This is a genomic window from Rhodovarius crocodyli (assembly GCF_004005855.1).
GTDB classification, from domain to species: Bacteria; Pseudomonadota; Alphaproteobacteria; order Acetobacterales; family Acetobacteraceae; genus Rhodovarius; species Rhodovarius crocodyli.
Window position 1 is genome coordinate 1 of the sequence record NZ_SACL01000009.1, and the last position, 14,392, is coordinate 14,392.

Consider the following 14,392-nt stretch of genomic DNA (forward strand, 5'->3'; position numbering starts at 1 on the left):
ACCGCGGACATGGTGCGCCAGGCCCGAACGGCAGGCGTGCCCGTGCGTGAGATCGGAGTCGCCCATGACCCAGAGTAACGCCGCCGCCGAGCGCAGCGCGCATGTCGTGCGGGAGCGGGAGCGCGGCGAGGACGAGCCAGACCCGCACGGCCCCGACGGCAGCCACCCCATCGTCCAGCTTCCAGACGGACGCTGGATGTGCCGCGCCGTGTGGAGGCTGATGCAGAAGATCGAAGGAGGCGCCGATGGGTGATGCGCTGCTGACGCTGGCCGACATGCTGGCCCGGCTGCATTGTGGCCGCACATGGCTCCTGGGCCACCTCAAGGACCACCCGCACTATGCGGGCGGACCTACCCATAGGCGTGCTGGGCGCCGTATCGTGGCCTCAGAGGCCGATTTTGCACGGCTGGTGGAGAGCCTGGAATGCCCCTTAAGGTCGTCGCGCGGGCCGGCACCGCCACCCTCTATGTCCGTGGCACTGTCCGAGGACAGAGCGTTTTCGAAAGCACGGGCACTTCTGACCCCGAAAAAGCCGAAGCCTACCGGTCGAAACGGGAAGCGGAACTCTGGGACCGTAGTGTCTATGGCGCCAAGGCCGTAGTCGGGTTCGCGCACGCCGTTGCTTCCTACCTGGAAGAACGCGAGCGCCGCCCCGCCGACAAGGCTCTCATATCCAAGCTGCTGGATCACTACGGGACGATCCAGCTCGGCAAGATCACCCAGGAGACGCTGCCCGCCGCCTATCGTGCGTGCCTGAAGAAGGGCACCGAGGCAGCGCCGGCAACGAAGCTCCGCAACGTGCTGGTCCCGCTGCGGGCCATCCTTGAGCATGCCGCCATCATGGGCTGGTGCGCGCGCCCGGCGTTCAAGGCGCCCGAGGTGCCCAAGCAGGTCACGCCCTACCTACGCCCGGCCGAAGCCACGGCCCTGGTCCAGGCCGCCGCACCGCACCTGCGGCCGCTGCTGGTGTTCCTGATCGGCACCGGGGTTCGGCTGTCCGAGGCTCTGGAACTGGATTGGAGCAAGGTGGACCTGCGAGGGGGAAGGGCGACTGTATGGCAGAAGCAGCAGGACGAGCGCGATGTGGAATTGCCCCCCGCCGTGCTGGCCGCGCTCTCCGCGCTCCCGCTGCGCAAGGGGCCGGTGTTCAGGCCGCCGGCGCGGGCCGGTCGCAAGATCGACAGCTACAGGGACAACGATAGGGAAGGGGGCGGCCAGATCAAGAGCGGATGGGCCGGCGCGCGGAAGCGGGCAGGGCTGTCGCCAGAGATCACGCCGCACGATTGCCGCCACACCTGGGCGACGTGGCATTACTGCATCCACAAGGATCTTCAGCGGCTGCGGGATGAGGGCGGCTGGGGCTCGGTGAAGATGGTGGAGCGGTATGCCAAGCGGATGCCGGACGCCTACCGGGAGGAAGCCACAGCGTGGCTGGACGGCCGTGCAAAATCCGTGCAGTCTGCGAAGCGCCAGAGGCGAAAGGCGCAGAATGCTTGACGTTGCGGCCGATTGTCCGCGCCCTTGGTAAGGGAGAGGTCGAGAGTTCAATCCTCTCTGGCAGCACCATCCGATCTCATTGATCGAGCAGGGTTTTCCGCAAAATCAGGTACTTGCCGCGTCTCTTGTGCTACAAAGAGGTGCTACAGCGTGGCCCTGAGCATGATCCGCCCGACCAAACATCCCCGCACCGGCATCTATCATGTGCGCAAAGCCGTACCTGCGGCGCTCCGCGGCGTCGTTGGGAAGCGCGAGTGGATCGAGAACCTCGGGACCAAGGACCCTGACGAGGCAAAGCGGCTCGCGCCTGCTGCTGTGACCCGGATCGAGGCGATGCATCGTGTCGCGCTGTCGGCAATCGGAACGCCCCGCCGCCTCACTCAGAAAGAACTGATGGCCTATGCTGGGGAATGGTATCGGGAGTTCATGGGCGCCTGGGAAGATGACCCCGGCGACGTGGAGGGCTGGGAGCGCTGGCAGGATATCCTGAGCGACAACCTAGACGAGGAGGATGACGGATCGCGGTCCTACCTCTATCGCCAGCCCGACATGGATGAGGCCGCCTCGTATCTGCGAGGGCGGGGCGTATCCCCAGACCGAGAGACAATCCGGACATTCTCCAGGGTCCTGAATTCGGTGAAGCACCGGGCGGCCCGCAAACTGGCCGAACGAGCGGGCGGTGACTACTCGCCTGATCCCAATCTCATCACCTTCCCGGCATTACGCTCCACCCCGCCTGCGGAGCCGACAACCCCGACGCTCACATGGGCAGCGCTGCTAGCTCTATGGGCAGCGGAAAGGCGTCCTGCTGCGGCCACCCAAAAGAAATACGGCGCGGTATCCCGTACCATCGTCCGTGTTCTGGGCTTCGATGACGTGCGGCGAGTTAGCCCGCAGGACGTAGTGACGTTCAAGCAGGCTCGATTGGCCGAGGGTACCTCTGTCAAAACCCTGAGTGACGACATCTTGGCGGCGGGCGCAGTGTCCGCTTGGGCAGTCAAGAACCGCATCCTGACAGACAACCCATTCAAGGGCCTTGCCCCGGCCCAGGTGAAGCGCGGCGAGGCATCCCGCCAGGGATACTCGGATGAGGAGGCGAGGCGTATCCTTGCGGCCTCGCGGGTAGAGACGAACCCGTTGCTGCGGTGGACGCCGTGGCTCATGGCCTTCACGGGAGCGCGGATTAGCGAGCTCGTGGAAATGAAGCGCGGGCACGTGAAGCAGGAGGCTGGCGTGGCCATCCTGGACATCCGACCCACAAAGGACCGCGAAGGGAAGAATGCGACCTTTCAGCGCATGTTACCCCTGCATCCGGCGGTGCTCTCCGAGGGCTTCCTCAGCTACGTCGCTGGACTTCCAAGCGACCCGAACGGCCCACTGTTCCCCTCCCTCCAGGTGAAGCGCGGAACGCTGGCCGCGAAGGCAGCAACCGACATCGGCCGGTGGATACGCAAGACGGTTGGCATCACAGATGCGGCGAAGGCGCCGAACCATTCGTGGCGGCACCGGATGGAGGACGAACTCCGCAAGGTCCGAGCCCTGCCAGAGGTGCAGGACGCCATCACCGGAAGGCACAACCCGAGGAACGCCGGGGCGGGCTATGGCAGGGGGTTTAGGGGAATGCCTGACGAGGTGCTTAAGGACCTCGCGAGGGTGCCTTCGCCGCTCCCTCCCAAATAAGTTGCGCCATCGAACAGACACCGCACCTCAGATGCAGCTCACTGCACTTATCCCCTTCATTCATCCCTAAGGGAGATGTGCGTGTGAAGCCTCCTGCACCTCGCGCTTGTCGTTCCTGTCCATCTCCGACCCTATCTCGCACCCTTCCAGGGGTGCGAGGCGGGACCTGGGAGGGAGGCGCAGCAGAGTGCGTTGGAGTTGCGGTAGCGGAGAAGGCTGAACCCTCTGGGATGGCCGATGTCGATTAGGACCCCCTACTGAAGGCCCGAACCGCAGTGCTCGGCTTCGCTGAAGTGGTTGCCCGATCAGGGTGGCCCTTCCCTAAAGAACCTCTGTGATGTCGCCCTTCAGAACAGGTGCAGTTCACTGCACTTATCCCCCTTATCCAATCATTCCTGAGGAGATGGGTGGGGGAAGCCCTGCCTAAACGAGCCTCTATGTGAACCCAGAGACCACCGATACCCATAACTGGAAACGGTTTCCTACCGGCCCGCCGGTACCAACACGTGATCCTGACCCTTCGGGCTTTGCCATACCCGAACCGGCGCTTTCGTCCGCCACCCTGGAGGCCAGCCGGGGTATCCATTGGCGACTTGCCCCGCACAGCCAGGCCGCCAGAGCATTCACCTTAGATGTGGAGCGTCTTGCGCTTGCGTCCGAGGAGCGCGGACGAGCACGCGGTGCCTTGGATGCTGAAGCGTTCCGCGTTGCTCTCGCTGCCATTGTGGGCTCCGCCCTTGAGGCATGGAGCCGAAACCCTCCATGGCCCGTCTCGCACTCGCTCAGTGCCTCTGCATTCACCTTGCTCCCCGTGGGTGCGCGTACTGCCCGTGCGGCATTCCAGGCCCTCGTGGCGGCCAACCTTCTCCACCTCGCGCCTGGCATTCGTGCCCAGCGGAGGAACGGCGCTTGGTCTGGCATGGTGTCGCGGTGGTGGCCCACGCTGCAACTAATCCGGCTCGCCGTCCGTCATGGCCTCACCCCTGCCACCCTCCTCTCAGGCGATGCATTCCGCTCCTCCGAACCCGTAAGCGCCCCCGCTACGGCCGCCCGGTCGGACATCGAATGCAAGCCGGTCGGATGGCGCGACGGGAACAATCGGACCTGGCGAGAGGAACCCTTCACCCTGCTATCTGCCGACACGCTGGAAGCCGCCCGCGCTTCGGTTCGTGAGCTTCAATCCAGGGTCGCGCAGTCCACTATCACCGGCTGCCCGCCCCCCACCTTCCACCGCATCCTCTACGGCTGCGAGGCGGGGCACGGACGGTACTACGTGCATGCCCCCGGCGGTGTGTCCTATCAGCAGATGCCGAAGGCTCAGCGGCTCGCCCGGATAGCCATCAATGGCGAGGCGGTGGCGGAGGTGGATGTTCGCGCCTCTCAGCTATCCATCATGCATGGGCTTCTCGGCATCCCGTTGCCTGATGGCGACCCCTACGCCGTTACCGGCATCCCTCGGATGGCCGTGAAGGCATTCATCACAGAGACCCTAGGTGTCGGGCAGGCAAAACAGCGGTGGAGTGCGGCCACTGCCGCGCGTGCAAAGGCGGAGTGTTGGCCGCCCATCCATATCGTCAGCGCAGCGGTACGCCTCCGCTACCCGTTCCTTCGTTCTCCCGCACTGGTGGTGTCTCCTAGCTTCCTACCCCATGTCCCCCCTGAGGTGGCCCTTTGCCACTACCTTTGCGGCATTGAGGCGGAGGCCATGACCACCGCCATGCGTCTCCTATGGCGGGACCATAAAGCCCTCGCCCTGCCTATCCACGACAGCCTGATGGTGCCGTGCTGGGCCGTCGATGCCGCGCAGGACGCCATAGATACTGCCTTCCTGACGTTCGCAAACGTCTCCCCCACCATCACCGCAGACCTCCCGCCCGCATTCGCAGCGGCGGCCTAAGGTCAGCGCCACAAACTCTCAAAACGACACCCTCCAGGCCGCCTCTAGGTCGCCCTCCCATCAGCGGACGGTGGCCCCTTTGGCATGCCCATAAGGACAACCCCATGACCCTCAGTTCTCCCGATGCGGCCAAGCCGCCGATGCCGGATAATGCCCCGCCGTCATCATCCCTCGTCACGCCCGCCGGACCCATCTCTGTTTGGATTGGTGGCGCATGCCAGCCCAATCCCGGTTGCGGTGCGTGGGCCGCTGTGACCCGCGATCCCGATGGCGATGTCACCGAGCTTTCAGGCCATCATATTCAGACCACGAACAACCGGATGGAGCTCTACGCCGCAATCCGTGCGCTGGAAGCACTCTCGCAACTGAGCGATGTCACGGTCCATAGCGACAGCGAATACGTCTCCACTGGTGCTCGGCTGTGGCTGCGTAAGTGGAAGGCATGCCGGTGGCGGAACGCCAAAGGCAAAGCGGTCCTCAATCGCGACCTGTGGCAGCGCCTTTCGTTCGCCATCGACCAGCACATTGTGACGTGGTGCCACGCTCCTCGCGGCGAGCATGATCCGATGGGTGAGCGAGTGTCCCGCCTGGTGTTCAAGGGGGTGCGGCGAGCGGATGCCATCAGGCGCCAGCGATCTTACCTCCTTCAGGATGAGGTGGAGTTTTGAGCGGTTCCATCTTTGAACGGGAGCGCCTGCGCCCCGCCACGACCCCTACCCAAGTCGTCGCGGTCTCCCCACACGGGTGCCTCGTGAGGTGTGGGACCAGCTGGGCAATGCCGTGCAGGGTCAAGCCAAGGAGGAATAGGTTCCTCTACTCTAGAGAACGACGGTTGGAGCGCTGCGCCTAGCAACTCCTCAAGGCTTCCTAACGAGGGCTTTTAGGAGGAGTGGGTGGCAGGGGACCGAGTGACGAAGTGTCTTGAGGAACCCAGAGGCCGTCGCTACCCGTAACTGGAAACGGTCTTTGACCCCCTTCCGCCTGCCCGCGCCCTGCCTAGCTGGAACACCGCATGCCTCCGAGATTTTGGCGAAAAAATCTGAGAGGGCACCCCCGGGACGGCCGATCCCACTTTCCCCCCGTGGGGGTGGCCTCGCGCCCCCGCGTTAGCCTTGATCGGGCGCGGGTGCGGGCGGGTTAGCTTTGATCGCGAGCATGCCCGGGCGGGTTAGCGTGGCACCTCCAGATAATGCGACCCGGGGCAGGCAGGCCATAGTGGTGCAGTCCCGGTAGGGTGTCGGGTTCCCCCCCCCGCTGCCACCGCGCCGTTGGGCCGCTCGGGGCAATGGCGCTGAGTGGGTGTCGGTGCAGCCGACTGCACCCTCCCGCTGCCTTCGGTTCGGTGATGCGGGCCGGGAACTTAAGGCGATGATGCCGCCCTACCATGGGGGGGTGTATTCCGGGCGGCCTAACCGCTCCTGCCCGCACGCCTGCCAACAAGATCACTAGGGCTTGGTCTTGTGATCCGGTTCCTGCATGGCTGCCATGTGGATCACACACGTTGCCATTTGGTTTTTGATCAGATCATGATCGGGCATCCACCCTTGTGATCGGGAACCCCCATGCTCATCGGATACGCCAGGACATCCACCGCCGATCAGGAAGCCGGGCTTGAGGCCCAGCAGCGCGACCTGACCACGGCCGGGTGCGAGCGCATCTTCGCGGAACGCATCTCATCCCTGGCCGCCGAACGCCCCCAGCTATCGGAAGCCCTGCGGTTCGTCCGCTCCGGTGACACGCTGGTGGTCGCCAAGCCTGACCGCCTGGCCCGCAGCACGGCCAACCTTCTCGCCATTGTGGACGAGCTACAGGGGCGGGGCGTGTCGCTGCTGGTGTTGTCCATGGGCGGCCAGCCCCTCGATACGCGCGGCGCCACCGGCAAGCTGATGCTGACCGTTCTCGGGGCCGTTGCCGAGTTTGAACGGGAACTGATGCTGGAACGCCAGCGCGAGGGGATCGCGAAGGCGAAGGATGAGGGGAAGTATCGTGGCAGGGCGCCCACGGCCCGTGCAAAGGGCGTGGAGGTGCTGCGGCTGCATGGGCAGGGGGTGGCCGGGGCTGAGATCGCCCGCCGCCTAAGCATCGGTGTAGCGTCGGTGTTCCGCATCCTGCGCGAGGCCCGTGAGGGAACCGCAGAGGCGGGCAGCGAAGCCCCATCCACGGCCCGCCAGGAGTCCACTGGAGGCGCCCGTAAGCGGGGTGGTAGGGTAGCCGCCTGATGGCCACTAATCGCCCCCAGCGGACTCCTGCGGGCCGTACTGGCATGGTGCCGTTGTGGCCTGTCAGGACCGTCACCAAGGCACTCTCACCCGGGCATCCGGACCCACCAGCCGGGAGGCTATGGCCACCCTTCTGGCGCCCCTGCCGCGCCCGTTGCGAGGGCTTCTCCTGCCCGTGCTGCTGCCTTGCTGGCTCCTCGCGTCGGTCGTGGCGGCCTTGGTCGGGGGCTTCCTCTTGAAGCCGCTGGAGACCACCGCCGGGCTGGCCGCATGGGGGGCCTTTGCGTGGCTGTTGCTGGCGTTCTTGGGGGGGGTGAGCGCCGCCCGATGTTTTCCTGATGGCATATTGTTTTCGCTTTAGGCCCCGCATCGCAGCAACGATGGTCCCGATATAGGAACCGTCTGTCCTCGGTCGAGCCGCAAATCACTGGAAATCAAGCGTGCTTTCGATAACGGAATAGTCCCGATTATAGGACTGATTTTGCTTGTATTTTCAGGGTTTCGAAGCGTTCAAATCGCCGTGTAGTCCTCCTTTCGGGAAACATAACGTCCCCCTGAAAGGTGCCACATGTCTTTGCCGAACAATCCCCCAACGGTCCCTTACTTCCCCGGCCTGGAGCTCGCCATCACGCTCGGTGCGATTACCCTTAGGGCCGGTCGTGTTGACCTGTATCTGCGCCGTCGGTCGCCACATGACCCTCGCTGGTCCTTCCTCCGGGAGCCTAACGATATCGAGCTGTTCGCCTTCGGGCTGGCCCTCACGGTTTCCTGGGGGCCTCGGCGGTCCGGGGAAGCGCAGTGAACGGAGTGGTGAATGGTTCCCCTATCAGCGTGCGGACGCGGCGCCAGGTGCGAAGCGCGGTCGAGTTGCTGGCCCTCGCGGCTAGCTATCCCCTGTTCGCTAGAGAGGCTGAGCTCCAGCACCCGGGAGACACCCTTAGCGAACTAGCGGGGCGCCATGGGCTGTCCTGGGCGGAACTCCTGGCGGCCTCCGCTGTCAAGAAGCCGCGCGTCAGGGTGAAAGCGATGGTTGCTCCGGTGTGAGCAAGGCCCCCGACAAGTCGCCGAAGGTGCAGTCGGCTGCACCCGCAGGGCTGACCGTCACGGACCCTCGCACCCGTTGCTGGGTGCAGGGCCTTTGGCGCATCGTCACGCTAGCCTACACCGACCCTCGATATGAGAGCTATGCGGGGCCGCCCGTGGCCACGGCGTGGATGCACTTAAGGCGGCTAGCGGCGGACCGGAAGGTGAGTGTTGAGGAACTGGTGGCGGCGTGTAAGCCGAAGCGAGCGCGGCGGCTAAGCGAGGCGTGGCGGCAGGGACCTAAGTGACCGGCGTACCATACTCGATCCCGTCGATCTCCCAGGTGTTCACTATGTAATCGAGAAAGGCTTCTGCGCCCTCGCGCTTTAGACGTGACCGGAGCGAGGCAATGACAGCGTCCTTTGTGATCGGTGCCCCATCTGCTGTGCGCGGCACCTCTGTGATCGCGGACATGGAGATCATCGCAATAGCGGGCAATGGCGGTTCATTGTCGTTAGTCATGCTCAACCTCACTAATGCCTTCACCAGGTATTGCTGACGCTATGGTGCCAGCAACAGCCCCACACAGGTCGCTCCGGGCCGCCGCAAGGGTGCCGCTGCGGTTCCCGTGGGCAGGCACCTACACCCGCAGGACTGACTTCCGCCAATTCAACCAGACGCCCCAAGAACTATGGGGTCTGCCTCAATATTAAAGTATCCGCACCACATAGCATGAACTGGCATGATGGATGCATGCAAGGGCAGCGGATGAGTTCTGATATGTGGCCCATCATCCACGGCCAATGACTTTTCCTGCATTATTGCAATTCCGACAAATGGTTTCCCGACCGTCATAGGTAGTCGATCCCCCATTCAGTTTCCTACGCGTCCCACTTGATCGTGCCTCGCCACAAACCTTGGGCTTCCTCGCTGGAGCACTGCGTGCTTGCTGGCGTTGCTTATCTCTCTGAGAAATTGAAAATTGGTCTCGACCCTGCTCAGATGGCCTAGATACTCCGCAACCGAGATAGCCTCGCGATAGCTGCTGGTATTTGGATCGAATACGCTAGGTCGCTGTCCATTTAAGTGGTGGTGCCAAACATACTCCGCTGTATGAACGAGAAGCATCGAAGCACAGCGGCCTTTCCATACGCAGCTGTAGTCAGCAAGAAAGCTTCGGACTGCCGGGTCAACTTCTTCACGGAAGAATTTCTCCGCTTTGCTACTAGGAAGCTTCATTAATGACACCACCCGCCGCGCAGCCCGCTCCCGTCATAGGCCCGTGCCAGGCCCTCCCGGATCAGCACATGGGCCACGTCGCGCCCCTGCCTGTCCGTCACCGGCGCGAGAAAGCGCCCGTAGCGGTCCCGTCCATGGGCTGATAGCCGGACCCCACCGGCCACAAGCTGGCCTAGACGGGCCTTTGCACGACGCGCTAACGCCTCTTCCCGTTGGCACTGGCCGTGCATCTCCGGGGCATCCAGGCCCATCACCCGCACCCGTTCCGAACCCATGCGTAATGTGTCGCCATCCACTACCGTGACACGCTCCGCTGCGGCCGGGGTGACCAAGGGGGGGGAGCCCGGGTAATCAAGGCCCTTAATACTGTTGCAGCAGCATACAGCGCGGTTGGAGCGTGCGCTCATACCGTTGCATCAGCGGTTGGGGGGGGCAGCGATCTACGCATATTATAGGCGAACCTCCTGATGCCGATACAATCTAGTATACGAAAGCCAGATCTGAACTTCAGAAAAATCGTGGATTGCACTGCAATCCACTAGTTCTCATCAATATCGATTTCGTCCTCAGAGCGAAGAGTACTGTCTCCCATTGTGAGGGCAAACTGCTGTAGAAATGTGTTCTCATGGTCCATCAGTGCCGCCTCTCGTGCGGCTACAAATGCATCGACGTCTCGGGAGCGAAGGGCGGCGAGAGCAGCATCATCTATCCCATGTGACAGCAGCGCTGCCTTGTTACCGGCACGGCCCGCAAGGAGGTCGCGAACAGCACTGCCGTGCGTTCTTGGAAGAAGAATCCGGTTAGCCGGGCTGCGAGCAGAGCGCGTTCCCGCAGGACGGAACACGTAGGGTAGGTCACGGCGATCCGGGTCCGACATCAGCTCGGAGCCATTAATCGCATCATCCGTGATGGGATCGACCAGGGGCGTGCGAGCCATTTGCACAAGGAGCATTGCGCGAATGCGGGCGGATCGGCGATCAAAGGTTTTAGGAAATGGTCGGAGTGGCCGGTCAATAAAGAACGCCTCAAAAGAGGCGGTTGAAGGGCCGTGACCTTCAGATCGGGCATACATTTCCATATTAGCTACTGCACCCTCGACTTCTGACGAATTCGCTGACGCAAACCAACCTTCAAATGATGTTGCCCAAAACCATCTTCTCAGATTCTTATCTATATCATCCGGCAAATTCTGAGGTGTGTGATTGTTTTGCCGGAAAAATATCCCGAGCAGAAGGAGTTGAAGTGCATAAGGGAGAAGGCGGCCAGTACTGAAGCCGATTGATTCATTGAGAAATACGCAGGCCTGTTGAAGTGAGCGCGACACTGATTCGACGGATTCTTTTAGTTTTTCGCGTGTGACTCGCTCTCGTAGGTTGTCAAAGTTTGGCTTGACGAAGTTCCGTCCTGCCGCATGAAGCAAGCTCTGCAATACGATAGTTCGGCTCACATCGCCGAAGCCGTATGGCTCAAGATCGCCCAAGATGCGGTCTAACGCCTCTTCGAGATTGAAGTCTTCATGATATGTCAGTGCAACTGCCATTTGGTCGGCCGTCATAGCGCGACCGCTGCGATTGATACGCGAAAAGATGCCTACAGCATCGTCGACGCTGCCGTCGCGCATGATCGTAAGAGCGATCCGGTAATCGCGAATGGCACGTTGGACACCATCAGCGCGGTCAAGCAAAAGCACCTTCTCTGGCGAGGAAAGGTTGCTCGCGTCCACCAAGCGGGCAAAACGGATGAATTCGGACGTCTTCAAGACGATACGAAAAGGGAGTATTGTCGGGTTTTCGAAATCGTCAGGAAACCGCATTTGCCGCGTCTCCTGAGCAATAAGATCGTATCCTAGCCACCAGTGCTGCTCTGCCGGCGTCGCGCTCCTCGGATCGGCGCTTTCTAATCGAAGCACACCATACAACGTGGCTAGACGTTGATGGCCATCGAGTACGAGGGATACGCTGTGGCCCCGCTTCGGTGCTGGCAGCGGACCAATTTTTGGCATCAGCCGGACATCAGTGTCCTTCGGCTCCCAGAAGAGCAGGGAGCCGATTGGGTATCCACTGAGAACGCTCTCGAAGAGCTCTCGCATCATCTGCGGCGTCCATACGTATGGACGCTGGAAACGCGGAATTTGGACCCGACCTTCGTCAACGTCCTTCAACAGGATATCGAGCGAAATGATATCAGGCCGCGCACTAGCCGCAGGCGCCTGGCCGCGAGGAGTCACCATGCGCTACAGATGCCGCAGTATATTTGTAAGCAACGTATTGATCTCCCGGCTAACGTCCTGAGGAAGTCGGGGTGCGTCGCTGGGTTCGCACCGGTAACGTGTTTCAGTGTAGACTGTTGCGAGGCGCTCCCCAAGACCGCCGACCAGGGCGCCCCAATCAACTGGTGCGACAGACCCGTAAAGATCCCGCAGAAGCCGTGGTCGCTCAGGGTCACTCACAAACTCAGAATGTGTTGGACGCGGGCCATTTTTGACTTTGGCTCGAAACCCGGTCTTGATCGGGAAAAAAAGTTGCTGATCGTGCAGCATTCTAAAGAATGCATCGGAAAAAGAGGAGAGCCCATCGGCTGCGAGCCGCTTCCTGAAATAACTTTCGGGGATGTAGTTCTCAATCGTTCGTCCTCGGAGGACGTGGACGAAGGCAACATGGCTTTCGGCGGCCGTGGCAATGTTTGCGTTCGGTGCGTGCCCCTCGTGGTCAGCGTCACTGTCCAGGACCGCCGCACTACGATGTTTAGCCAGCGAGATCGGTTGACCGGGCCGTGCCCAGACGCCAGCCGAAATAGCCTCTGCCGATTTTACTATTTGGCCTTTTCCTCCAGCGTGGTGAAAGACGAATCGTCCGGCCCTATAAGCCTTGATTATCTCATCTCTTCCTAAAAATCGTGCCATCCACAATATGAAACCGCCATCAGTTTGTTGATCTTCGACGATCAATTTGAATGGCTGCATTATCGTGGCCAAGCCAGCTATCGGATTAATTCTAATGGAACCGTCAGATTGTTCTTCGCCTTGATAAGGCCCATTGGCGTCGAAAATAAGGGTGGTGGCGTCGCTTGTTGTTCCTTTTGATTGAAATTTTACCATTCCAGTCAAGATGCCCCACGTTGTCGCCCTACTAGGCGGGGAGTTGGTGATCCACGCGCTCTGCCTTAAGCGAGAGAGGCTAGATATTTCAAGAATAATGCGACTTTCGGGCAGCAGCATTAGTTCAACGATAATATCCAATATTGGAAACCATCGTTGTTCGTTTATTATATTGCCATGTATTGATATTTGCAATGAATCCTCTGTCCATCAATTAATCAATGTTGGTGTGATTTTTTGGAGGCTGCCGATCTCAAATGTATAATGTCATCAAGGGCTTCGTCAAATACTCCAATTGGCCAACTTGTAGTATTTCCTAGATGGTCAAGATCAATGGATCGTATCGGGTCCTCGGAATCTTCTGCTGACGAACGATGTCCGATAGAGTAAATTCTAACTAAATCAGGAGATAATATTCCTTCGGCTACCCGTCTTCTTAGCCGCGTTATAATTTGTTCGCTGTGAGTCTCGATGATGTAAGGCGCGTCGGGAGCTTCCACTGCTCGCGAAATTAATAAATCCATCACCGCGCCGTGTGCGCCAGGGTGAAGGTGAAGTTCGGGCTGCTCGACGATGAGGATTGGGCTTGATAGTACTTTTTGCCTGTGAGCTAATGCTTGTACGACTATAGGCAGGACCTGAGCAAATCCGGCTCCAGTCTCTTGTAGGTCAACGTCTAGGTTGCGACTCGCATCGTGAACTAGCAGGCGCGGAACGCCACCATCTGTGCGAAGCACGGTCGCGCTTCCGCCTAAAGAGGCGGAGAACCAATCGCTGACTGCCTTCCCAAGGAGACCTTCTCTCCTGAGCGCATCGTCTCCAAGCACCTCTAGCGCCCCTTCGCCGCGCGGTCCCAAATGCCTAACTCCCTGCCTTGGGGTACGACCGAAATTGCCAGTCTCGGACCGAAAAGGACCTAGATAGGAGGGCTTTCCAAATGCGCTTATGAATTGTTCGCGAGCTACTTGAAGGATGCGAGAAATATCATCGTGTTCTGGTATTGAAAAAGGCAACAAGCCGTGCCAAATTATGCTTTCTGTATTAAATTTTTTATCCCCAAATATTATATCATAGCTGCCTTTTGGATTTCCTATGTCCTCCGGAGATGTGAGTGAGATTAGGATTTTTTCTCCGGTACTTCTGAGGAGCTCAAATCTCTCTATTCCTAGAGAATAATTTTCCACAATATGCCGCATAGTGGTGGTGAAAGATAGTATTTCACCATCTTTATTAATTCCTTCTGCTCCAATATTGAAGCTTTGGGCAGATCTTAGGTGAACGAGATCCTCATATCGATTTCCATGATTTATTCCTCCGGCAGCCAAGTCTACAGGATTATATTCATTACTTGTGAGTGCGCCTCCCAGAAGAACCGGCAAGCGTGTCAAAACGCTTTTCCCGCCGCCGTTTCGACCGATAATCACAGTCATGGGTTTCAACTCAAATCGCACCTCATCCTTGAAGGCGCGATAACGCGAAAATGAGATGGCTATAGGTTTCACCAGGCTATGCTAATCCGGATCTGATCTTTACCAAAGACGGAAATCGTGAGTCAGCTGCTGGATCGACGCATTTAGTGCGGTTTGCGTGCTCTACGGTTCCTAACGCCGGAGCCAGTTTCTCCCTCAGGTCAGTACATGGCACCCACTGTTGGCGTGCATTATCCCCTGGACAGCCTCAGCGCGGCGGCGGAAGGAACACGACCATCCTGGCAGGCCTGCACCCGAAGCCGAAACCGT

11 protein-coding genes are annotated in these 14,392 nt (G+C 60.2%); 6 read left to right on the forward strand and 5 right to left on the reverse strand.

What is annotated here, in order from left to right; translation table 11 throughout:
- Positions 1-64: 64 nt before the first annotated feature.
- From EOD42_RS20375 to EOD42_RS20400, 6 genes are all read left to right on the forward strand, one after another.
- Entirely contained in the window at positions 65-253 is a 189-nt protein-coding gene (locus EOD42_RS20375) for a hypothetical protein (protein ID WP_127789431.1), read from the forward strand.
- 171 nt (positions 254-424) lie between these two features.
- Positions 425-1,498 (forward strand): tyrosine-type recombinase/integrase, encoded by a 1,074-nt coding sequence (locus EOD42_RS20380; protein WP_127789432.1) that lies wholly within the window; start codon positions 425-427, stop codon positions 1,496-1,498.
- A gap of 162 nt (positions 1,499-1,660) precedes the next feature.
- On the forward strand, positions 1,661-3,178 hold the full coding sequence (locus EOD42_RS20385) for a DUF6538 domain-containing protein (RefSeq protein WP_127789433.1): 1,518 nt from the start codon (positions 1,661-1,663) through the stop codon (positions 3,176-3,178).
- A gap of 919 nt (positions 3,179-4,097) precedes the next feature.
- On the forward strand, positions 4,098-5,075 hold the full coding sequence (locus EOD42_RS20390) for a hypothetical protein (protein WP_127789434.1): 978 nt from the start codon (positions 4,098-4,100) through the stop codon (positions 5,073-5,075).
- A 104-nt stretch (positions 5,076-5,179) separates the two neighbouring features.
- Entirely contained in the window at positions 5,180-5,743 is a 564-nt protein-coding gene (locus tag EOD42_RS20395) for a ribonuclease H family protein (RefSeq protein ID WP_127789435.1), read from the forward strand.
- 894 nt (positions 5,744-6,637) lie between these two features.
- Positions 6,638-7,294: a recombinase family protein gene (locus tag EOD42_RS20400; protein WP_127789436.1), complete on the forward strand. Its 657-nt coding sequence runs from the start codon at positions 6,638-6,640 to the stop codon at positions 7,292-7,294.
- Positions 7,295-8,617: 1,323 nt separating this feature from the next.
- On the opposite strand, the gene EOD42_RS20410 is transcribed toward EOD42_RS20400, so the two are convergent.
- The 5 genes from EOD42_RS20410 to EOD42_RS20430 form a co-directional block, all read right to left on the reverse strand.
- A complete protein-coding gene (locus EOD42_RS20410) occupies positions 8,618-8,839 on the reverse strand; it encodes a hypothetical protein (protein ID WP_127789437.1) in 222 nt (73 codons plus the stop codon).
- Positions 8,840-9,555: 716 nt separating this feature from the next.
- Complete coding sequence (locus EOD42_RS26675; RefSeq protein WP_127789438.1) at positions 9,556-9,963, reverse strand: thermonuclease family protein; 408 nt, start codon at positions 9,961-9,963, stop codon at positions 9,556-9,558.
- 131 nt (positions 9,964-10,094) lie between these two features.
- Positions 10,095-11,717 carry a DUF262 domain-containing protein gene (locus EOD42_RS20420; protein ID WP_164868040.1) on the reverse strand — a complete coding sequence of 541 codons (1,623 nt, stop codon included), beginning with the start codon at positions 11,715-11,717 and terminating at the stop codon, positions 10,095-10,097.
- Between the two features lie 72 nt (positions 11,718-11,789).
- Positions 11,790-12,773 (reverse strand): hypothetical protein, encoded by a 984-nt coding sequence (locus EOD42_RS20425; protein WP_127789440.1) that lies wholly within the window; start codon positions 12,771-12,773, stop codon positions 11,790-11,792.
- Positions 12,774-12,871: 98 nt separating this feature from the next.
- Positions 12,872-14,155 carry an AAA family ATPase gene (locus EOD42_RS20430; protein WP_127789441.1) on the reverse strand — a complete coding sequence of 428 codons (1,284 nt, stop codon included), beginning with the start codon at positions 14,153-14,155 and terminating at the stop codon, positions 12,872-12,874.
- Between the last annotated feature and the right edge of the window lie 237 nt (positions 14,156-14,392).

What these genes read in the sequence shown, in the direction of transcription:
- EOD42_RS20375 (WP_127789431.1), top strand. Translation starts at nt 65, where the DNA reads ATGACCCAGAGTAACGCCGCCGCCGAGCGCAGCGCGCATGTCGTGCGG.
- EOD42_RS20380 (WP_127789432.1), top strand. Translation starts at nt 425, where the DNA reads ATGCCCCTTAAGGTCGTCGCGCGGGCCGGCACCGCCACCCTCTATGTC.
- EOD42_RS20385 (WP_127789433.1), top strand. Translation starts at nt 1,661, where the DNA reads ATGATCCGCCCGACCAAACATCCCCGCACCGGCATCTATCATGTGCGC.
- EOD42_RS20390 (WP_127789434.1), top strand. Translation starts at nt 4,098, where the DNA reads ATGGTGTCGCGGTGGTGGCCCACGCTGCAACTAATCCGGCTCGCCGTC.
- EOD42_RS20395 (WP_127789435.1), top strand. Translation starts at nt 5,180, where the DNA reads ATGACCCTCAGTTCTCCCGATGCGGCCAAGCCGCCGATGCCGGATAAT.
- EOD42_RS20400 (WP_127789436.1), top strand. Translation starts at nt 6,638, where the DNA reads ATGCTCATCGGATACGCCAGGACATCCACCGCCGATCAGGAAGCCGGG.
- EOD42_RS20410 (WP_127789437.1), bottom strand. Translation starts at nt 8,839, where the DNA reads ATGACTAACGACAATGAACCGCCATTGCCCGCTATTGCGATGATCTCC.
- EOD42_RS26675 (WP_127789438.1), bottom strand. Translation starts at nt 9,963, where the DNA reads ATGAGCGCACGCTCCAACCGCGCTGTATGCTGCTGCAACAGTATTAAG.
- EOD42_RS20425 (WP_127789440.1), bottom strand. Translation starts at nt 12,773, where the DNA reads ATGCTGCTGCCCGAAAGTCGCATTATTCTTGAAATATCTAGCCTCTCT.